The sequence below is a fragment of the Burkholderia sp. WP9 genome (assembly GCF_900104795.1).
Classification (GTDB): Bacteria; Pseudomonadota; Gammaproteobacteria; order Burkholderiales; family Burkholderiaceae; genus Paraburkholderia.
This window is the reverse complement of record NZ_FNTG01000001.1, coordinates 4,542,431-4,563,111: the sequence shown is the minus strand read 5'-3', so window position 1 is coordinate 4,563,111 and position 20,681 is coordinate 4,542,431. Positions and strand designations below refer to the sequence as shown.

Sequence of the window (20,681 nt, the reverse complement as noted above, 5' to 3'; positions counted from 1 at the left end):
ATGCCTGCCGGGCGCGCCCAACGCCCTCGCGCATCGTGCGCATTCCGCGCCTTGGCGCGCATAGAAAGAATTCACCGCGACCTCATCATGAGCAACAAGAAAGCCGATTCGAAACCGCAGTCACGCTACCCGGTCAACCTGCTCGACACGCCGTTCCCGATGCGCGGCGACCTCCCCAAGCGCGAGCCGCAATGGGTCAAGGAATGGCAGGAGCGCAAGGTCTACGAGAAGATCCGTGCCGCCAGCAAGGGCCGCAAGAAGTTCATCCTGCACGACGGCCCGCCGTATGCAAACGGCGACATCCACCTCGGCCACGCGGTGAACAAGATCCTCAAGGACATGATCGTCAAGGCGCGTAATCTGGCGGGCTTCGACGCGGTCTACGTGCCGGGCTGGGACTGCCACGGCATGCCGATCGAAATCCAGATCGAAAAGCAGTTCGGCAAGTCGCTGCCGGCCGCTGAAGTCATGCAGAAGGCGCGTGCCTACGCGACCGAGCAGATCGAGAAGCAGAAGGTCGGCTTCCGGCGCCTCGGCGTGCTCGGCGACTGGGACAATCCGTACAAGACCATGAACTTCACGAACGAAGCCGGCGAAATCCGCGCGCTCGCGAAGATCTTGGAAAAAGGCTACGTGTTCCGCGGCCTGAAGCCGGTGAACTGGTGTTTCGACTGCGGCTCGGCGCTCGCCGAAGCGGAAGTCGAGTACAAGGACAAGACCGATCCGACCATCGACGTGCTATTCAGCTTCGCCGAGCCGGAAAAGACCGCGCAAGCGTTCGGCCTGAACGCGCTGCCGCGCAACGAAGGCGGCATCGTGATCTGGACCACCACGCCGTGGACCATCCCCGCGAACCAGGCGCTGAACCTGCATCCGGAAATCGTCTACGCGCTGGTCGACACGCCGCGCGGCCTGCTGATCCTCGCCGAAGAGCGCGTTGAAGCCTGCCTGAAACTGTATGGTCTGGAAGGCACGATCGTCGCCACCACGCCGGGCGCGAAGCTAGTCAATCTGCGCTTCAATCACCCGCTCGCCTCCGCGCACCCGGGTTACAAGCGCACCGCACCGGTCTATCTCGGCGACTACGTGACGACCGAAACCGGCACGGGTGTCGTCCACTCGTCGCCGGCATACGGTGTGGAAGACTTCGTGTCGTGCAAGGCGCACGGCATGGCGGACTCGGACATCATCAATCCGGTAATGGGCGACGGCCGCTATATCGAATCGCTCGCGCTGTTCGGCGGCCTGTCGATCTGGGCGGCCAATCCGCAGATCGTCGAAGCGCTGCAAGGCGCGGGCTCGCTGATGCGCACCGAGAAGTACACGCACAGCTACATGCACTGCTGGCGTCACAAGACGCCGATCATCTACCGCGCCACGTCGCAATGGTTCGCGGGTATGGATGTGAAGCCGAACGATACCGACAAGACGCTGCGCGAAACCGCGCTCGAAGGCATCGAGAACACCGCGTTCTATCCGGCGTGGGGCAAGCAGCGCCTGTTCAGCATGATCGCGAATCGCCCGGACTGGACGCTGTCGCGCCAACGCCAATGGGGCGTGCCGATGGCGTTCTTCGTGCACAAGGAAACCGGCGAACTGCATCCGCGTACGCTGGAATTGCTCGAAGAAGTCGCGCAACGCGTCGAGAAGGCCGGCATCGAAGCGTGGCAATCGCTCGACTCGCGCGAGCTGCTCGGCGACGACGCCAACATGTACGAGAAGAACCGCGACACGCTGGACGTATGGTTCGATTCGGGCACCACGCACTGGCACGTGCTGCGCGGCTCGCATAAAGACGAACTGCAATTCCCGGCCGACCTGTATCTGGAAGGCTCGGACCAGCATCGCGGCTGGTTCCACTCGTCGCTGTTGACCGCCTCGATGCTCGACGGCCGTCCGCCGTACAACGCGCTGCTCACGCACGGCTTCACCGTGGACGGCGAAGGCCGCAAGATGAGCAAGTCGCTCGGCAACGGTATCGATCCGCATGAAGTGGCGAACCGCCTCGGCGCGGAAATCATCCGCCTGTGGATCGCCTCGACCGACTATTCGGGCGAACTGGCGATCTCGGAAGAAATCCTGAAGCGCGTGACCGAAGGCTATCGCCGCATCCGCAACACGCTGCGCTTCCTGCTCGCGAACCTGTCGGACTTCGACTTCGAGAAGAACGCGCGTCCGGTCGAAGACTGGCTGGAGATCGATCGCTATGCGGTGGCGCTGTCGGCGAATCTGCAAAACGACATCCTCTCGCACTATGAGAAGTACGAGTTCCACCCGGTGGTCGCCAAGCTGCAGACGTTCTGCTCGGAAGACCTCGGCGGCTTCTATCTGGACGTGCTGAAAGACCGTCTGTACACGACCGCCGCGGACTCCGTGGCGCGCCGTTCGGCACAGACCGCGCTGTATCACATCGCGCACGGCCTGCTGCGTCTGATGGCACCGTTCCTGTCGTTCACCGCGGAAGAAGCGTGGAAGATCTTCGAGCCGAACAGCGAGACGATCTTCACCGAAACGTATCACGCGTTCCCGGCCGTGCCGGACGCCGGCGCGCTGCTCGACAAGTGGACGCTCCTGCGCGCCGCCCGTAGCGACGTGACCAAGGCGCTGGAAGAAGCGCGCGTGGCGAACCTGATCGGTTCGTCGTTGCAGGCGGAAGTGGAAATTCGCGCGAGCGGCGCGCGTTACGACGCGCTCACGAGCCTCGGCGACGACCTGAAGTTCGTGCTGATCACCTCGGCGGCGAACGTCGCGATGGTCGGCAGCGAAGCGGAAGAAGGCGTCGAGGTCATCGCCTCGAAGTATCTGAAGTGCGAACGCTGCTGGCATTACCGCGCGGACGTCGGCGCGAACGCCGAACACCCCACGCTGTGCGGCCGCTGCTTCAGCAATCTGTTCGGCAACGGTGAAACCAGGAGCGCGGCATAATGGCGAGAACCATGTCGAAAACCGCGTCGAAAACATCTGCTGCAAACGGCTCGCTGGCGCCCTGGCTCGGGGTCGCGCTGATCGTCATCCTGTTCGATCAGTTGACGAAAATCGCGGTCCAGAAGGTGTTCGCCTACGGTGTCGCGCATGAGGTCACGTCGTTTTTCAACCTGATCCTCGTGTACAACCGCGGCGCGGCATTCAGCTTCCTCGCCATGGCGGGCGGCTGGCAACGCTGGGCGTTCACCGCGCTCGGCGTGGTGGCCGCGCTGGTGATCTGCTACCTGCTCAAGCGTCACGGCGGCCAGAAGATGTTCTGCACGGCGCTTGCGCTGATTCTCGGCGGTGCGCTCGGCAACGTGATCGATCGGCTCGCGTACGGCCACGTGATCGACTTCCTCGATTTCCACGTACGCACGTGGCACTGGCCGGCGTTCAATCTCGCCGACAGCGCGATCACGGTCGGCGCGGTGCTGCTCGTGCTCGACGAACTGCGGCGCGTACGCGGCAGCGCGCGCTAGGACAGCAGGCGCTAGCGCTCAGGCTCGCGCACCAGTACGGCTTGAAAGGCGCGGCGGCGGGGATGCAACGCCCCGCCCCGCTGACCGCCACCACGCTTTGTCGGAGGCTTTTGTTGGCAACCGCAGAACTCGCAGGAAAACACCTCGTCCTCGGCATGACGGGCGGTATTGCCTGCTACAAGATCGCCGAACTCACGCGTCTGTTGACCAAGGCCGGCGCGACCGTGCAGGTCGTCATGACCGAAGCGGCCACGCAGTTCATCACGCCCGTCACCATGCAGGCGCTGTCCGGCCGCCCGGTCTACACGAGCCAGTGGGACGCGCGCGTGCCGAACAACATGGCGCACATCGATCTCTCGCGTGAAGCCGATGCGATCGTGATCGCGCCCGCCTCTACCGACTTCCTCGCCAAACTCGCGCACGGCATGGCCGACGACCTGCTGGCGACGCTGTGCGTGGCCCGCGATTGTCCGCTGCTGGTCGTGCCGGCCATGAACCGGCAGATGTGGCAGAACCCGGCGACGCAGCGCAACGTCGCGCAATTGCGCGCGGACGGGGTCGAAGTGCTCGGCCCCGATTCCGGCCCGCAAGCGTGCGGCGAAACCGGCGACGGGCGCATGCTCGAAGCGGCCGCCACTTACGAAGCCATCGCCTCGTTCTTCGCACCGAAAATCCTGGCTGGCCGGCGCGTGCTGCTGACCGCCGGCCCGACGTTCGAACCGCTTGATCCGGTACGCGGCATCACCAACCGCTCCAGCGGCAAGATGGGCTTTGCGCTGGCGCGTGCCGCGCAGCAGGCCGGCGCCGACGTGCATCTGGTGGCCGGCCCGGTCGCACTGGAAACGCCTTGGGGCGTGTTCCGTCAGGACGTACAAACCGCCCAGCAGATGCACGACGCGGTCATGCACTCGGTCGCGGATGCCGATATCTTCATCGGCGTGGCCGCGGTGGCCGACTGGCGCGTCGATCACGCCAGCGAGCACAAGATCAAGAAAACGGCGGATCGTGCGCTGCCGAGCTTCGCTTTCGTCGAAAATCCGGACATTCTGGCCTCGGTGGCCAAACTGCCTCATCCGCCGTTCGCGGTCGGCTTTGCCGCGGAAAGCGGCGACCTCGAAGTCCACGGCGAAGAAAAGCGCGTGCGCAAGAACGTGCCGCTGCTGATCGGCAATCTCGGCCCGCTGACTTTCGGCCTCGACGACAACGAGGTGATCCTGTTCGAAGCAAGTGGCGTGACCAAACTGCCGCGCGCCGACAAGCAGACGCTCGCGCGCGCCCTGATCGCGGAAATCGCGAAGCGTCTGCCCGACACAAGTCTGATTCGCTGAGCCATTCCAGCGGCACGTCAGTGCGGTCGCCGGGAGTCGCGGTAGCGAATTGAATCATCTGGAGCGGTACTGACATGACGCGACTATCCGTACTCGATCAAACGCCGGTGATCGCCGGGCACTCGGTGGCGGACGCGATTGCCGCCACGGTCGAACTCGCGCAACTCGCCGACGACCTCGGCTACACACGTTACTGGTGCGCCGAACATCACGGCCTGCGTGGCGTGTCGAACCCCTGCCCCGAAGTCATGCTGGCGCGCCTCGGCAGTGTAACGACGCGCATCCGGCTGGGCTCCGGCGGCGTGATGCTGCCGTACTACAGCCCGTTCAAGGTCGCCGAGCAATTCATGATGCTCGAGGCGTTGTTCCCCAATCGTATCGATCTGGGCGTGGGGCGCGCGCCGGGCGGCGACATGCGCACCGCGCAAGCGGTCGCTGCCGGCGACTACAATCGCGGCGATATTTTTCCGCAGCAAGTGGCCGATCTGATCGGCCTGATGAACGGCACGTTGCCCGACGATCACATTGCCAACGGCGTACTGCTGCAGCCGCAAATCGATACGCGCCCGCAAGTATGGATGCTCGGGTCGAGCGAATTCGGCGGACTGCTGGCGGCGCAACTCGGCATTCCGTTTGCGTTTGCGCACTTCATCAACGCGCACTTCGGGCATCAGGTCGCGCATGCCTATCGCGAGCGCTTCAAGGCCGGCCAGGGCATACAGCAACCGTATCTGGCGGCCGCCGTGTTCGTGATCTGCGCGGACACCGAGCAGGAAGCCTCGGACCTGGAAAAAGCCGTTGATCTGCGCCGCGTGCAAATGGCCTACGGTCTGAACGAGCCGATTCCGTCGATCGAACAGGGCATCACGCAGGAGTATGGCGAGCGCGAGCAGCTGGTCATCTCGCGCGAAAAACCGCGCAGTATCATCGGCACGCCGGGAACCGTCACCGAACGGCTCCATGCGCTCCAGGAACAGTTCGAAGCCGACGAGCTGATCGTGCTCACCGTTGCGGGCAGCTATCGCGCCCGACTGCGTTCCTATGAACTTCTTGCCGAAGCGTTCCAGCTCGAACGCGCGGCCTCCACTCCGTAACCTTCGAACCTGCATGAAACTCGACCTGAAAATCCTCGACGCGCGCATGCGCGACCAGCTCCCGGCTTACGCCACCACCGGTAGCGCGGGCCTCGACCTGCGCGCGTGCCTCGACGAACCGTTGACGCTCAAACCCGGTGAAACCGCGCTAGTGCCGACGGGTCTGGCCATTCACGTCGGCGATCCCGGCTATGCCGCATTGATTCTGCCGCGCTCGGGATTGGGTCATAAGCACGGAATCGTGCTAGGCAATCTCGTCGGGTTGATCGATTCGGATTACCAAGGTCAACTGATGATCTCGACATGGAACCGTGGCGAGAGCACGTTCGTGCTGAATCCGATGGAGCGCCTCGCGCAACTGGTGATCGTGCCCGTCGTGCAAGCGGAGTTCAATATCGTCGACGACTTCGAAACCAGCGAGCGTGGCGCTGGCGGTTTCGGCAGCACGGGCAAGCATTAAGCTAGATTTCCCTAAAGCCGTGCTGGCTTAGCCCGGTCCAGCACGACTCTCTCTCCCCCGCCTCAAGCCTTCCTCGCGCCTTTCTGCGGCGCGAATCAAATTCGGAGTTATCCGATTTGGACCTTCACGCCCCCCACCTATAAATCAACCACCAGCAGCAACGATCTATCCGGCCACATTCACCCTAAAAACCGCAGTTGGGGCTAACGGAACCGTCGGAGAAGCGCTATGGATGCGGCTCTCTGCAAAATTGGCATACTCACCAGATGGGTGAGACAGAAAACGGGCAGATAGCCGCGCTGGAGCGGGCTGTTGAGCCGATGGTGGTCGATACGCTGGGCGGTCGGATGCACGTGTGCTGGGACGGATCATCGCAGGCCACGCCCAATGGCCAGATGGTGTTCTTCACGGAATTCCTGCGCGCTGCAGGCGTGTTTGACGAATGGGTACGAGCCTGCCCGCTCGAATACCGCAGCGGCAATGCGCCGGGCAAGCGGGATGTACTGGGCACCTTGTTGCTGGCGATCCTGGCAGGCCACCGGCGGTATGCGCACGTCACGTCGTTACGCGGGGATGGAGTCGCAGCGCAGGCGCTGGGCATGGACCGGATCGTCAGTGAAGATGCGCTGCGCAGGGCGCTGTCGCGCATCGATGAGACTGCGAGCGCGGCGTGGCTGTGCCCGGCGCTCATGGGCAGCGTGCGCGACGCGCTGGAGCAACCGTGGATCATGGACATCGACGCGAGCATCAAGCCGCTGTACGGACGACAGGAAGGCGCGGAGATCGGCTACAACCCGCACAAGCCGGGGCGCCCGAGCCATGTCCTGCACACGTACTGGGTTGGCAACCTTCGGCTGGTGCTTGATGTGCAGGTCAGTCCGGGCAAGCAGCACACATCGGCGCATGCGAAGGCCGGGCTGGCACGACTGCTCGACGAACTGGGTAGCCGGCGTCCGGCGATAGTGCGCGGCGATTGCGGCTATGGCAACGAAGGCATTCTGGTGGAACTCGAGCAACGACAGCAACCGTACCTGCTGAGGTTGCGCCAGACGAAGAACGTTCAGCGGCTGATCGCGCGACAGTTCGGTCGCAGTGACTGGAGCCGGCCCGATACACAGGGTTGCCAGGTGGTCGAAGATCATCTGCAGCTCACGGGGTGGTCGGCGAAGCGGCGCGTCGTGATCGTGCGCCGGCGCATTCGCGGCGCACTGGCCCGCGAGAGCCACGATACCAGCGGGCAACTCAGGCTGACGCTGGCCGAAGATGCCGTGCTCGATGCCGATCCGATGTGGGAATACACGGTGCTAGTGACCGACATCGGCTATCCGCTGGAGGCGATCGCCCAGCTGTATCGGGATCGCTGCGACTGCGAAAACGGCTTCGACGAACTGAAGAACCAGTGGGGACTGGGCGGCTTCACCACGCAGGACATCGCCCGCTGCCAGACGACGGCACGGGCCGGCGCGCTGGTGTACAACTGGTGGAGCTGGTACTGTCGGGCCGCCCATCCAGGCGCACGGCTCGAAGCGGTGACAAGCCGGCCGCTGCTGCTGGCGGCGGTCGGCACGATGGCCAGCCACGCCGGACAGACGCAGCTATACCTCACGCCGTTGCATGCGAAGGTCGACACGATCAAATCGCTGGTCGCCAACGTTCGTGCGGCTCTGGGCCACGTCGCGCGCTTTGCGGAGCAGTTCCCGAAGCTCGACCGCTGGCGCGTGTTGCTGCGCTACATCTGCGCACGCATCACCGCATCTGCGCCGCTGCAACGCACACCGATCGCTGCGATCGCAACCGGGTAACTGCGGTTTTTAGGTTCACTGATTCATTGTCGGCCACCTCACGCTTGCGCTTCCCAGTTCCATCAAAACCAGATAAAGGAGGTTCGCGTCACGAGTAGTGCTTTCAATTTATGGATTTACTTAGCTATCCCTATCATAGTCAGCGTGGTGCGGATAGTTACTCTTCCGGACAGCTCTTTCTTCGCCCACCCCGGCGATCAATCAGTGCTCGCCGGATAAGCCTGAATGGAGCCAGTATGAAGATCGAATATGATGCAATCGTCGGCCCGGGTGCCAATGAATGGTATGGCACGATCATCGTCTCCAACCTGCGCTATGAAGATGGCAGCGCAGTCAGCGTCAACCAGTACCTTGCATTCAACTTCCATTCGCCGGCCAACGTGGACGCCACGGCCATCCAGCCTCAGTTCATCAATTGGGTGGTCGGCGCGACTACCGTGGAAGCGTCGCAAGTCGGCGACAGCGACTTCAACGTGACTGTGAAGATGGCGTTCACGACGTCATATACGATGCAGCCGCCCGATCAGATCACTATTGGTATCAACGGCAATCTTGTTGCCGATCCGCACACCTGGCTCGATTCATTCGTGTTCGCGGCCGATCAGGCGCCGACCATCTTCGGCACGGTGTCCGCCGCGTGCGCAACGGCGCCGGACCAGGCTCTCGCGAGCGTGACGCCCGTTCTCACGCTCGCCCAAGGCAGCATGGTCTCCACCTTGCCGCTAAGCTATGGCGAGAGCGTCACTGCGAGTCTGCAACAAGGCGTCTATTCGGTGAGCTGTGACAGTGTCTGTACTGACGATGAGACTGTCGTCGCGCCGCTTGTCATCCATCCTACCTCGGTTGAAGTCGCAGCCGGCAATACCTCGACGATTGAAGCGACCTTCGGGCCGGTCGAACGCTATTGCGCGCTCGATATTTCGATCGGTTCGCTCACCGGTCTGTCGAGCGAAACGCTCAGCGTCACGCTGATCGACAGTAAGACCGGCAACACGCTCGCCGCATTCGATGCAAAGACCAACAGCGTGACGTCGCTGCGCAAGTTGCCGCCCTCGGGCACCGCGCGTGTTTCGCTACAGAACGTCGCGCTGAACGATGTCAACTACTCGTTCAAGGTGCCGGATATCACGCTGACGAACGCACTGCAGAAGGTGAGCATCAACGATTCCATGGTGACGAGCAAGCCCGTCAACACGTCGGGATACGTCAAGGTAGCGATCAAGATCACGGCCGAACAGCCGCTCGATCGTGAGATCGACTTACGCCTGATCGGCAGCCATATGAATTACCTGCAGACGGTCACCGTCAAGTCGCAGCAGACCGCTTTCTCGGCGCTCGTGCAGTCGGGCCACTACACGGTGGAGACCAGCGACTTCCTGTCGGCGGGCATCGTGTATGCCGTCAACGCGCCAGCGCAATTAGCCGTGAGCGGTGGCGGCAAAGTTGAACTCGACGTGAGCGTCGATGCATCCGCGAACCTCCGCGTGCGTGGTTTCCCAGCGTACCTGTGCTTCGGCGGTTGCGCCGATTTGCAGCCGAGCAATCTGGCGGACTTTGCCGCGGCGCGTGCGACATCGCTTTTCGATTACGCCGGCACAGACGGCGCCGGCGACTCGAACGTCTACCTGGCCGACGACGTCCAAACGCGCACGACGATCACCCTCGCCCGCAACGTCGAAGCGCAACTGGACAGCATTCAGCCCGTGCTGCCGGTGATGGTGTCGTACACCTGTAACCTGTCGCTCGGCAATACGCCGGGAATCCTCGCGAACGCCGACGCTCACGCGCACAGCTTCGCGAACTACATCCTGGCGCTGAACATTGCGACCGAGTCGATCGACGACGAGCACCCGGTTCCGGCAGGCTTCATCGTGAACCCAGACTTTCTCGGTGCGTGCGAGCAGGCCAACTTCGGCCCGACCTACTCGATGCCGGTGCGCGGGCCGCTGCAAACCGCGCTCGACCATTGGTCGCTCTCACTGGAGATTCCCGGCAATATCACCGAAGACATCGCCGGCTACGTCCTCGCCGTGAACTGGCTGACGCGCACGGTGGCGCCAAGCGTAACTTTCGGCTGGCAGATCAATCTCTGGGGCGTCGGCTACTCGGAGTGGATCTATGAGGATACCGATATAACGTCGCAAATGGCACAGCAAACGGCCGACTATGTCGCCAGCCTCGGCGTGTACGACGGGCCGTACGCTCCCGACTTCCTCGCGATCGACCGCTACGAAGCCGACGATTTCACACAACGCGCGTACGTGAACGGCTATTGCTATGGCCCACGCGAATGGCAACGCTATTTCGACTTCTGCAAGACGGTTAGCCGCGCACTCAAAGTGCCGGTCATGCCGTGGCAGATCCCCGCGAGCCGCATTCCGAACACGACCGACCCGGTCGCGGCAGATTTCGACTCCCAACATTGGGGAACCGGCGGCAGTTGCCTGCTCGGCGATCCGGCAATCGGCTCCGACTACCGGAACGTACATCCAACCATTCTGGCGTTGACATTCCCATCGGTGTTCCAGCAATCCATGGGCGCTACCGCAGAGGATATGTTCCTGCGCTCCGAACCGTTCGACATTTCGAATCCAATGTATGGCGACTTTCCGTTGCGCGGCATTTTCACCGTCCTGCTGGGCGGTGGCGCAACAACCGGCATCGTCTCGGCAATCGGCAACCCCGAGGCGTGGGCACGAGACAAACTGAACGCCTACATGAACAGTCCAGTTAGTTTCGATCAATAGCATCGGCCAAAAAAAACGGCGTGGACTTGAGGTCCACGCCGTTTTTTAGTACTACCGCGTATGCGTCTATTCGACTTCCACCGCTTCCGGGTTCGGATTGCGCGGCGCCGGATGTTCGTCGAAGGTCAACTGCACCTTGTCTTCCGCATCCACGTCGACCGTCACGCGACCGCCGTTCATCAGCTTGCCGAACAGCAGTTCGTCGGCCAACGCACGACGGATCGTGTCCTGAATCAGACGCTGCATTGGCCGCGCGCCCATGAGCGGGTCGAAACCGTGCTTGGCGAGATGCTTGCGCAGCGCATCGGTGAAGAGCGCGTCGACCTTCTTCTCGTGCAACTGATCTTCCAGCTGCATCAGGAACTTGTCGACCACGCGCATGATGATTTCCTCATCGAGCGAGCGGAAGCTGATCACCGCATCCAGACGGTTACGGAACTCAGGCGTGAACATGCGCTTGATGTCGACCATTTCGTCGCCGGTTTCCCGACGATTCGTGAAGCCGATCACCGACTTGCCCATCGCCTCGGCTCCCGCATTCGTCGTCATGATGATGATGACGTTGCGGAAATCCGCCTTGCGGCCGTTGTTGTCCGTCAGCGTGCCGTGGTCCATGACCTGCAGCAGCACGTTGTAGATGTCCGGATGCGCCTTCTCGATTTCGTCGAGCAGCAGCACGCAATGCGGCTTCTTCGTGACAGCCTCGGTCAGCAGACCACCCTGGTCAAAACCGACATAGCCCGGCGGCGCACCGATCAACCGGCTGACCGCATGACGTTCCATATATTCGGACATGTCGAAGCGGATCAGCTCAATGCCCAGCGTGAACGCCAGCTGCTTCGCCACTTCCGTCTTGCCAACGCCGGTGGGGCCGGAGAACAGGAACGCACCGATCGGCTTGTCCAGCTTGCCGAGACCCGCACGCGCCATCTTGATCGCAGCCGACAACGCGTCGATGGCCGGGTCTTGCCCGAACACCACGCTCTTCAGATCGCGATCCAGCGTTTGCAGCTTGCTGCGATCGTCTTGCGACACGCTTTGCGGCGGGACACGGGCGATCTTCGAGATGATTTCCTCGATCTCGTTCTTGCCGATGGTCTTCTTCTGCTTCGACTTCGGCAGGATGCGTTGCGCCGCGCCCGCTTCGTCGATCACGTCGATCGCCTTGTCCGGCAGATGACGATCCGTGATGAAGCGTGCCGACAACTCAGCCGCCGCCGACAGCGCGCCCGACGAATACTTCACGCCGTGATGCTCTTCGAAACGCGACTTCAGGCCACGCAGGATCGCCACCGTCTGTTCGACGGTCGGTTCGGTCACGTCGACCTTCTGGAAACGGCGCGACAAAGCCGCGTCTTTTTCGAAGATGCCGCGATATTCCGTGAACGTGGTTGCACCGATGCACTTCAGCGTGCCCGACGACAACGCCGGCTTCAGCAGGTTCGACGCGTCCAGCGTGCCGCCCGACGCAGCGCCCGCGCCGATCAGCGTATGAATTTCGTCGATGAACAGGATGGCGTGCGGACGTTCCTTCAATTCCTTGAGGACCGTCTTCAGGCGCTGTTCGAAGTCGCCGCGATACTTGGTGCCGGCGAGCAGCGCGCCCATGTCGAGCGAATACACCTGCGCATCCGCCAGAATGTCCGGCACTTCGCCGCGCGTAATTCGCCACGCGAGGCCCTCGGCGATCGCGGTCTTGCCGACGCCCGCCTCACCCACCAGCAGCGGATTGTTCTTGCGGCGACGGCACAGCACCTGGACCACACGCTCGACTTCCGACTCGCGCCCGATCAGCGGATCGATGCGGCCGTCTTTCGCCATCTGGTTCAGATTCTGGGTGAACTGCGCGAGCGGAGTTTCCTTCTGCGCGGCGGCTTCGTCGGACTCGGCATTCGCGTCGCTCGCTTTCGCGGCGTCCGTGCTGCTCGTCTTGGCGATGCCGTGCGAGATGAAATTGACCACGTCCAGACGCGTCACGCCCTGCTGTTGCAGGTAGTACACCGCGTGCGAATCCTTCTCGCCGAAGATCGCGACCAGCACGTTGGCGCCGGTCACTTCCTTCTTGCCATTCGAGGTGGACTGAACATGCATGATCGCGCGCTGGATCACACGCTGGAAACCCAGCGTGGGCTGCGTGTCGACGTCGTCCGTGCCAGGCACGGTCGGCGTGTTGTCATGAATGAAGTTGCGCAGGTTCTGGCGCAGATCCTCGATATTGGCCGCGCATGCACGCAACACCTCCGCCGCTGTCGGATTGTCCAACAGTGCCAGCAAAAGATGTTCGACCGTTATGAACTCGTGCCGCGCCTGGCGTGCTTCCATGAACGCCATGTGCAGGCTGACTTCCAGTTCCTGGGCAATCATGCTTCCTCCATCACACACTGCAGCGGATGCCCGGCCTGCCGTGCGTGGGTAACGACTTGCTCGACTTTGGTCGACGCGATGTCCCGCGTATAGACCCCACAAACTCCCCTGCCTTCGCGATGCACCTTCAACATAACCTGCGTTGCGGTTTCACGATCTTTATTGAAGTATTCCTGCACGATCATCACGACAAATTCCATTGGCGTGAAGTCGTCATTCAGCAGCACCACCTTGTACATGGATGGCGGCTTGAGCTTTTTCTCCTGCCGCTCCAGTACGGTGCCGTCCTGCTTGTCCGGGATAATCGCCATACACCCATTCTAAACAACTAGGACAGGCCCGCAATCCTGTCAAAACCCGGCCGACTGGCCGTGAGCCCGTTCGCGACCGCCTGATGGGTGATTCCCCCCTCGAGCGTGCGTTAAATCGACGAGCCGATTGCGGAGCCGGCCCCTATCCTGTGATGCTTGCGGCCGTGCTGCGCCGCAGTCGGATCGAGTATCGCACAACCTGCCGTAGCTGGCTGAGAGCTCGCCCGGCCTCGTTGGCACCGGGGCAACCCGCTGAACAGCATGTGAGTCGATTATGCGACTTTTCAAGACAGCCCGCTTGCGCAACCGCACATAACGAAAGCGGGAAAAACCCTGGAAAGTGCCTGTTTGCAACGCGGCAACGGCATCTCAAAATTTTCTTGACACCCGAATAAAGAGCCTCAACAATCAAGCTGGCACTTTTTTCACCAAGCCATAATTTCGAAAAAATGCCGATGGTGAGCTTGTGAGGAGGGAGCGGCTGCATCGCGCGGTCGTCGAGCTTTTCGAGGGCTCGTGGTAGTGACATGAGTTACAGGGGAAGTTGGAATGGCAACTGGTACGGTCAAATGGTTCAATGACGCAAAAGGTTTCGGATTCATCACGCCTGACGAAGGCGGCGAGGATCTGTTTGCACACTTCTCGGCCATCCAGATGAATGGGTTCAAGACCCTCAAGGAAGGCCAAAAGGTAACCTTCGAGGTCGTGCAAGGCCCGAAAGGCAAACAGGCATCGAACATCCAGGCACCTGCCTGAATCTGGTCGATTCCCGTCCTTTGAAACCCGGCTTCGTGCCGGGTTTCTTTTTTTGAGCGTCGCATTCTGACTGGGCTGGTTGTCCTCGGGTTGAGCTCGGCGCACGCACGTCCCATATATCGGGTAATCGTTCGGTCTGCTGTCGACTGAGGCGCCTCGCGCCGGACCAATGCGGCATCGCAAACGCTCACGCGCGCAACCCTGCGCGAGCCAAAAACAAACAACCCCGGCCGCCTTGCGGCGCCGGGGTTGGAAGTTAGAACCGGGTCAGGCTAACGCGAACCGCTTACAGATTCTCGATCAGCACCTGACCAAAGCCGGAACACGACACCTGCGTGGCGCCTTCCATCAAGCGCGCGAAGTCGTATGTGACGCGTTTTTGCAGAATCGATTTTTCCATCGACTTGATGATCAGATCCGCCGCCTCAGTCCAGCCGAGATGGCGCAGCATCATTTCCGCCGAGAGGATTTCCGAGCCTGGGTTCACGTAGTCCTTGCCGGCGTATTTCGGCGCGGTGCCGTGCGTGGCTTCGAACATCGCGACCGAATCGGACATGTTCGCCCCAGGCGCGATACCGATACCGCCGACCTGCGCGGCCAACGCATCCGACACATAGTCGCCATTCAGGTTCAGCGTGGCGATCACGTCGTATTCAGCCGGACGCAGCAGGATCTGCTGCAGGAACGCGTCGGCGATCACGTCCTTCAGAACGATGTCGCCACCGGTCTTCGGATTCTTGATCTTCATCCACGGGCCGCCGTCGATCAGTTCCGCTGCAAACTCTTTTTGCGCCAGCGCATAACCGTAGTCGCGGAACGCGCCTTCGGTGAACTTCATGATGTTGCCCTTGTGCACCAAGGTGACCGAGCGGCGATCGTTGTCGATCGCGTACTGGATCGCCTTGCGCACCAGACGCTCCGTACCTTCACGCGACACCGGCTTGATGCCGATCCCCGACGTTTCCGGGAAGCGGATCTTCTTCACGCCCATTTCTTCGCGCAGGAACTTGATGACCTTCTTCGCCTGTTCGGATTCAGCCGGCCACTCGATGCCCGCGTAGATGTCTTCCGAGTTCTCGCGGAAGATCACCATGTTGGTCTTCTCCGGCTCACGCACCGGCGAAGGCACGCCCTTGAAATACTGCACCGGCCGCAAGCACACGTACAGGTCCAGTTCCTGGCGCAGCGCGACGTTCAGCGAGCGGATGCCACCGCCCACCGGCGTGGTGAGCGGGCCCTTGATCGAAACGACGTATTCCTTGAGCACCTGCAGTGTCTCTTCGGGAAGCCACACGTCCGGACCGTACACCTTGGTCGACTTCTCGCCGGCGTAGATTTCCATCCAGTGGATCTTTCGCTTGCCCGCGTATGCTTTTTCCACCGCGGCGTCCACGACCTTTAGCATGACCGGCGTGATGTCGAGGCCGGTACCGTCGCCTTCAATGTACGGAATGATCGGCTGGTCCGACACGTTGAGCGAGAAATCGGGATTGACGGTGATCTTGTCACCACCGGTCGGAACCTTGATGTGCTGATACGACATGATCGGACTCCAGTGAAGGCTGTGCTGAAAGCTGATGGGAGACTGCGAAAACGGGGCGCTCCTCGCTACGCGCAATGCCGCACGCCGGCAAGCGGCCTGGCCGCTATTCTAGCCCACGCAACCGCCACGCCGAGCCCGCAACGGCTCGGGGTTTTCCAACATGCACGAACGCGGGCCGGTGAGCTGCGAGTCTTATGTCTTATATAAGACAAGGAACGTGTCACGGGGCATTATGCTTTATTATCCCGCCATTTACTATCGGTCCGGCACCGCTCGAGGCGCAGCGGCCTCGCCCGCCGCCCCGGCGTCTCGTACCTCTTATTTCACCACTATGCGCCTTCTCGCCCTGAACAAACCGTTCGGCACGATTTGTCAGTTTTCGCCGCACGAAACGCGCGCGTCGCTGGCCGACTGGGTCAAGGTGCCCAACGTCTATCCGGCGGGCCGGCTCGACTCCGATAGCGAAGGTCTGCTGCTTCTCACCGACGACGGCGCTTTGCAAGCGCGCATCGCGGAACCGCGTCACAAACTCGTCAAACGTTATTGGGCGCAAGTGGAAGGCGCGGTCGATGCAGCCACGCTCAAGAAGCTCGCACGCGGCGTCGATCTCGGCGATTACGTCACGCGGCCCTGTCGTGCCGAATACGTGGAGCCGACTGACAAGCTCTGGACGCGCACGCCGCCGATTCGTTATCGCGCCGCGATACCGACCACATGGATCGAACTGTCGATCACCGAAGGCAAGAATCGCCAGGTGCGTCGCATGACTGCCGCCGTGGGGTTCCCGACCTTGCGCCTCGTGCGCGTGGGCATTGGCGCGCTCGACGTGTTCTCCCTGGGACTGCAACCGGGCGAAAGCGTCGAATTGCCGCTGAAGGCGCCGTGGGAAGGCATGGCGTGATCATGCGCACGCGCATGGCCGGGTGCTGCTCGACAATGCGCCACACTCTCGTTTCACGCTGCGCTTCACCTTCGGCTTGAAACCGCTAACTCGTTGTATCCGCAAACAAAATAACGCGTGAAACCACCGCAAAAAAGCGTGAAACAATCGCGAATGCGGCAACGCTGCCGCACGTGATTTGAATCAATCCATCGGCATATAAGTTTTCCACAAAATTTGCGTCAACCGGTGCGCGAGCTCAGGCGTTATTCGACGCAGATGCCGCCCGAAGCTATCCGGCATTCAGCCTTAAGGGCCTTTGTGCAAGCCGCTCTTGCGGTAAGTGCTGGGAGTCTGAGCGCTAACGCAGACGTGTCGAAAATTTGTTCGATACGGCTGTCAACCGAAAGGTGGATGGCACGTTTACCGACATGACTCCATATATAACCGGGTCATTTGGTTAATTAACTAAAGCTGAGGATTCACAAAATGAACAAACTGATCGCCGCTCTGGTCGCTGGTCTCTTCGCAACGGCAGCATTCGCACAAGCTTCGGCACCGGCAGCAGCTTCGGCAGCTCCGGCAGCAGCAGCTTCGTCGGCAAAGAAGACCACGAAGCACGCTCACAAGAAGTCGCACAAGAAGGCAGCAGCAGCTGCTGCAGCTTCGGGCGCTTCGGAGTAAGTTTGTTGTAAAAACGCAGTCAAGAACTAGCTTCATTGCCGTTCTTACGGCGTTGAAAGGCAGATCACCGCAAGGCGATCTGCCTTTTTGTTTTTGACGCGCTCGCGTAACATTCGCGGGTTAATTTCCAGCAAGGAGTCATGCCGTGCGATTTCCCATGCGCTCGTTGATTGCGCGTTTCGCTGTTGCCGTTGCACTGCCGCTCGCCGCGTTGTCCGCCTCGCTCACATTGGTTGCGACCACTGCCGCGCCTGCTCACGCGCAGCAAATGCCGGCCGGCGCGAAACAGCCGAGCGAATTTCCCCGCGCGAAGCTGACCGCGGGCATGTTCGTGATCGACGCCGCTGTCGCCGCGAACGACGCGGACCGCGAGCAAGGCCTCATGTATCGCACGAGCCTCGCGCCGAACGAAGGCATGCTGTTCGTCTTCAACGAAAACGCCGTGCACTGCTTCTGGATGAAGAACACGTTGATCCCGCTGTCGATTGCGTTCATGCGCGCCGACGGCACGGTCACCGATATCGACGAGATGCAGGCCGAGACCACCAACAATCACTGCCCGAAGAACAATGGCGTGTATGCGTTGGAGATGAGCAAGGGCTGGTTCACGTCGAAGGGCATCAAACCGGGGATGAAAATCCAGGGCCTGCCCGCCGCGCAATAAGACGCGCCGGCAGCGCGCGATTATTCGCGAGCGTTCCCGCTGCCGTTTCGTCATACCGCTTTCCGGAAGCCGGTGCCTTGTCATGAGGCGCCGGCTTTTTTGTTGCCGCGCCGCGGCATCGGGGCGTTGCGATGCTGCGTCGCGGTGCCATACCGCGCCGGCTGCCCGTATCGCGTCGCACCGCCATATCGCGTCGTCTGCGCCATATCGCGTCGTCTGCGCCATATCGCGTCGTCTCGCCGTATCGCGTCGCTTGGCCATATCGCCCCGCATGGCGGCGTCTCGCGTCGCACCGCCGCGCCTGGCTCAGGCAGCCCGAAGCCTTGCCAGCGGGCGTTCGCGCCCGACCGGCGAGATTCCTGCAAAAGACGGGCCGACGCGCTATCCTAGTAATCTTAGTAAAGCAGCATCCAAGGCTCCCCGGACAGCACAGACTGCTGCCCGGCAAGCGTTTCAGGCGCGCCATTCCAAGGAGGTTCACGTGCCCCGCAAGACTCCCATCGAGCGCTACCGGAATATCGGCATCAGCGCTCACATCGATGCCGGCAAAACCACCACCACTGAACGCATCCTGTTCTACACCGGCGTGACCCACAAGATCGGCGAGGTTCACGACGGTGCGGCAACGATGGACTGGATGGAACAGGAGCAGGAGCGCGGCATCACCATCACGTCGGCGGCCACCACCGCTTTCTGGAAGGGCATGGCCGGCAACTATCCGGAACACCGGATCAACATCATCGACACCCCGGGACACGTCGACTTCACGATCGAAGTGGAGCGCTCCATGCGCGTGCTCGACGGCGCGTGCATGGTGTACGACTCGGTCGGCGGCGTGCAACCGCAGTCGGAAACCGTGTGGCGTCAGGCGAACAAGTACAAGGTGCCGCGCATCGCGTTCGTCAACAAGATGGACCGCGTGGGTGCGGACTTCTTCCGCGTGCAGCGGCAGATCGGCGACCGCCTGAAGGGCGTCGCGGTGCCCATCCAGATTCCGATCGGCGCGGAAGAACACTTCCAGGGCGTGGTCGATCTGGTCAAGATGAAGGCGATCTTCTGGGACGAAGAAAACCAGGGCATCAAGTTCGAGTACCGCGATATTCCGCCGGAACTCGCGGCGACCGCAAAAGAATGGCACGACAAGATGGTCGAGGCCGCGGCCGAAGCGAATGAGGAACTGCTCGATAAATACCTCGGCGGCGAAACGCTGACCGAAGAGGAAATCAAGCAGGCGATCCGCGCGCGCACCATCGCGAACGAAATCGTGCCGATGCTGTGCGGCAGCGCGTTCAAGAACAAGGGCGTGCAGGCCATGCTCGACGCGGTGATCGACTATCTGCCCTCACCGGTGGACGTGCCCGCGATCACCGGGCACGACGAACACGACAACGAGATCGAGCGTCATCCGAACGACACCGATCCGTTCTCGGCGCTCGCCTTCAAGATCATGACCGACCCGTTCGTCGGCCAGCTGATTTTCTTCCGCGTCTATTCGGGCGTGGTGAATTCGGGCGACACGGTCTACAACGCGATCAAGGAAAAGAAGGAACGCCTTGGCCGGATCCTGCAGATGCACGCCAACGAGCGCAAGGAAATCAAGGAAGTCTACGCGGGCGACATCGCCGCGGCCGTCGGCCTGAAGGAAGCGACCACGGGCGACACGCTGTGCGATCCGAACAACGTGATCATCCTCGAAAAGATGATCTTCCCGGAGCCGGTGATCTCGCAGGCCGTCGAGCCGAAGACCAAGGTCGACCAGGAAAAGATGGGCATCGCGCTGAACCGTCTTGCTCAGGAAGACCCGTCGTTCCGCGTGCAAACGGACGAAGAATCCGGCCAGACGATCATCTCGGGCATGGGTGAGTTGCACCTGGAAATTCTGGTCGACCGGATGAAGCGCGAATTCGGCGTGGAGGCCACCGTCGGCAAGCCGCAGGTCGCGTATCGCGAGACGGTGCGCAACAAGGCCGAAGATGTCGAAGGCAAGTTCGTCAAACAGTCGGGCGGCCGCGGTCAATACGGCCACGCGGTGATTACGTTGGAGCCGGCGGCGCAAGGCAAGGGCTACGAATTCGTCGACGCCATCAAGGGCGGCGTGATTCCGCGCGAATTCATTCCGGCCGTGGACAAGGGCATTCAGGAAACGCTGAAGGCCGGCGTGCTGGCGGGCTATCCGGTGGTCGACGTGAAGGTGACGCTGACCTTCGGTTCGTACCACGACGTGGACTCGAACGAAAACGCGTTCCGCATGGCCGGCTCGATGGCCTTCAAGGAAGCGATGCGCAAGGCCAAGCCCGTGCTGCTCGAACCGATGATGGCCGTCGAAGTGGAAACGCCGGAAGACTTCATGGGCAACGTAATGGGCGATCTGTCGAGCCGTCGCGGCATGGTGCAAGGCATGGAAGACATCGCCGGCGGCGGCGGCAAGCTGGTGCGCGCCGAAGTGCCGCTCGCGGAGATGTTCGGTTACTCCACGTCGCTGCGCTCCGCGACGCAAGGCCGCGCGACTTACACGATGGAGTTCAAGCACTATGCGGAAACGCCGAACAACGTCGCTGAAGCCGTGATCAACGCGAAGCACAAGTAAGCTCTCTACCAAGCT

At 61.6% G+C, this 20,681-nt stretch carries 15 protein-coding genes; 12 read left to right on the top strand and 3 right to left on the bottom strand.

Annotated elements, in window-relative coordinates; all coding sequences use genetic code 11:
* Window positions 1-87 precede the first annotated feature (87 nt).
* From ileS to BLW71_RS20325, 7 genes are all read left to right on the top strand, one after another.
* Complete coding sequence (gene ileS, locus BLW71_RS20355; RefSeq protein ID WP_091799691.1) at window positions 88-2,925, top strand: isoleucine--tRNA ligase; 2,838 nt, start codon at window positions 88-90, stop codon at window positions 2,923-2,925.
* Window positions 2,926-2,936: 11 nt separating this feature from the next.
* The gene (gene lspA, locus BLW71_RS20350) at window positions 2,937-3,446 is read left to right on the top strand and encodes a signal peptidase II (RefSeq protein ID WP_091801052.1); all 510 of its coding nucleotides are present in this window, start codon (window positions 2,937-2,939) and stop codon (window positions 3,444-3,446) included.
* Between the two features lie 113 nt (window positions 3,447-3,559).
* The gene (coaBC, locus tag BLW71_RS20345) at window positions 3,560-4,774 is read left to right on the top strand and encodes a bifunctional phosphopantothenoylcysteine decarboxylase/phosphopantothenate--cysteine ligase CoaBC (protein ID WP_091799689.1); all 1,215 of its coding nucleotides are present in this window, start codon (window positions 3,560-3,562) and stop codon (window positions 4,772-4,774) included.
* A gap of 74 nt (window positions 4,775-4,848) precedes the next feature.
* A complete protein-coding gene (locus BLW71_RS20340) occupies window positions 4,849-5,868 on the top strand; it encodes an LLM class flavin-dependent oxidoreductase (RefSeq protein ID WP_091799686.1) in 1,020 nt (339 codons plus the stop codon).
* 13 nt (window positions 5,869-5,881) lie between these two features.
* Window positions 5,882-6,328, top strand: coding sequence for a dUTP diphosphatase (gene dut, locus BLW71_RS20335; protein WP_091799679.1), 447 nt, complete (start codon window positions 5,882-5,884; stop codon window positions 6,326-6,328).
* Window positions 6,329-6,594: 266 nt separating this feature from the next.
* Window positions 6,595-8,130, top strand: a complete 1,536-nt coding sequence (locus BLW71_RS20330) for a transposase (protein WP_091799676.1) — start codon at window positions 6,595-6,597, stop codon at window positions 8,128-8,130.
* A gap of 236 nt (window positions 8,131-8,366) precedes the next feature.
* The gene (locus BLW71_RS20325) at window positions 8,367-10,877 is read left to right on the top strand and encodes a hypothetical protein (protein ID WP_091799673.1); all 2,511 of its coding nucleotides are present in this window, start codon (window positions 8,367-8,369) and stop codon (window positions 10,875-10,877) included.
* 66 nt (window positions 10,878-10,943) lie between these two features.
* On the opposite strand, the gene clpA is transcribed toward BLW71_RS20325, so the two are convergent.
* Window positions 10,944-13,241: an ATP-dependent Clp protease ATP-binding subunit ClpA gene (clpA, locus tag BLW71_RS20320; RefSeq protein ID WP_011489636.1), complete on the bottom strand. Its 2,298-nt coding sequence runs from the start codon at window positions 13,239-13,241 to the stop codon at window positions 10,944-10,946.
* Window positions 13,238-13,552, bottom strand: coding sequence for an ATP-dependent Clp protease adapter ClpS (clpS, locus tag BLW71_RS20315; RefSeq protein ID WP_006050100.1), 315 nt, complete (start codon window positions 13,550-13,552; stop codon window positions 13,238-13,240). The genes clpA and clpS overlap by 4 nt, the downstream gene beginning before the upstream one ends.
* A gap of 549 nt (window positions 13,553-14,101) precedes the next feature.
* Between clpS and BLW71_RS20310 the strand changes: the two genes are divergently transcribed.
* Entirely contained in the window at window positions 14,102-14,308 is a 207-nt protein-coding gene (locus BLW71_RS20310; RefSeq protein ID WP_007180614.1) for a cold-shock protein, read from the top strand.
* Window positions 14,309-14,594: 286 nt separating this feature from the next.
* On the opposite strand, the gene icd is transcribed toward BLW71_RS20310, so the two are convergent.
* Window positions 14,595-15,851: an NADP-dependent isocitrate dehydrogenase gene (icd, locus tag BLW71_RS20305; protein WP_091799670.1), complete on the bottom strand. Its 1,257-nt coding sequence runs from the start codon at window positions 15,849-15,851 to the stop codon at window positions 14,595-14,597.
* Between the two features lie 331 nt (window positions 15,852-16,182).
* Here icd and BLW71_RS20300 point away from each other — a divergent pair, with 331 nt between their 5' ends.
* The 4 genes from BLW71_RS20300 to fusA all read left to right on the top strand — a co-directional run bounded on the left by BLW71_RS20300 (window position 16,183) and on the right by fusA (window position 20,666).
* The gene (locus tag BLW71_RS20300) at window positions 16,183-16,752 is read left to right on the top strand and encodes a pseudouridine synthase (protein WP_091799667.1); all 570 of its coding nucleotides are present in this window, start codon (window positions 16,183-16,185) and stop codon (window positions 16,750-16,752) included.
* Window positions 16,753-17,220: 468 nt separating this feature from the next.
* A complete protein-coding gene (locus BLW71_RS20295; RefSeq protein WP_011489640.1) occupies window positions 17,221-17,415 on the top strand; it encodes a hypothetical protein in 195 nt (64 codons plus the stop codon).
* A 145-nt stretch (window positions 17,416-17,560) separates the two neighbouring features.
* Window positions 17,561-18,079, top strand: a complete 519-nt coding sequence (locus tag BLW71_RS20290; protein WP_091799663.1) for a DUF192 domain-containing protein — start codon at window positions 17,561-17,563, stop codon at window positions 18,077-18,079.
* 481 nt (window positions 18,080-18,560) lie between these two features.
* The gene (fusA, locus tag BLW71_RS20285) at window positions 18,561-20,666 is read left to right on the top strand and encodes an elongation factor G (protein ID WP_091799660.1); all 2,106 of its coding nucleotides are present in this window, start codon (window positions 18,561-18,563) and stop codon (window positions 20,664-20,666) included.
* The last annotated feature ends 15 nt before the right edge of the window (window positions 20,667-20,681 follow it).

Excerpts from the sequence above, each read along its gene's own strand:
- BLW71_RS20330 (WP_091799676.1), top strand. The coding sequence starts at position 6,595 with ATGGGTGAGACAGAAAACGGGCAGATAGCCGCGCTGGAGCGGGCTGTT.
- BLW71_RS20340 (WP_091799686.1), top strand. The coding sequence starts at position 4,849 with ATGACGCGACTATCCGTACTCGATCAAACGCCGGTGATCGCCGGGCAC.
- clpS (WP_006050100.1), bottom strand. The coding sequence starts at position 13,552 with ATGGCGATTATCCCGGACAAGCAGGACGGCACCGTACTGGAGCGGCAG.
- BLW71_RS20300 (WP_091799667.1), top strand. The coding sequence starts at position 16,183 with ATGCGCCTTCTCGCCCTGAACAAACCGTTCGGCACGATTTGTCAGTTT.
- dut (WP_091799679.1), top strand. The coding sequence starts at position 5,882 with ATGAAACTCGACCTGAAAATCCTCGACGCGCGCATGCGCGACCAGCTC.
- clpA (WP_011489636.1), bottom strand. The coding sequence starts at position 13,241 with ATGATTGCCCAGGAACTGGAAGTCAGCCTGCACATGGCGTTCATGGAA.
- lspA (WP_091801052.1), top strand. The coding sequence starts at position 2,937 with ATGTCGAAAACCGCGTCGAAAACATCTGCTGCAAACGGCTCGCTGGCG.
- icd (WP_091799670.1), bottom strand. The coding sequence starts at position 15,851 with ATGTCGTATCAGCACATCAAGGTTCCGACCGGTGGTGACAAGATCACC.
- BLW71_RS20295 (WP_011489640.1), top strand. The coding sequence starts at position 17,221 with ATGAACAAACTGATCGCCGCTCTGGTCGCTGGTCTCTTCGCAACGGCA.
- BLW71_RS20310 (WP_007180614.1), top strand. The coding sequence starts at position 14,102 with ATGGCAACTGGTACGGTCAAATGGTTCAATGACGCAAAAGGTTTCGGA.
- ileS (WP_091799691.1), top strand. The coding sequence starts at position 88 with ATGAGCAACAAGAAAGCCGATTCGAAACCGCAGTCACGCTACCCGGTC.
- BLW71_RS20325 (WP_091799673.1), top strand. The coding sequence starts at position 8,367 with ATGAAGATCGAATATGATGCAATCGTCGGCCCGGGTGCCAATGAATGG.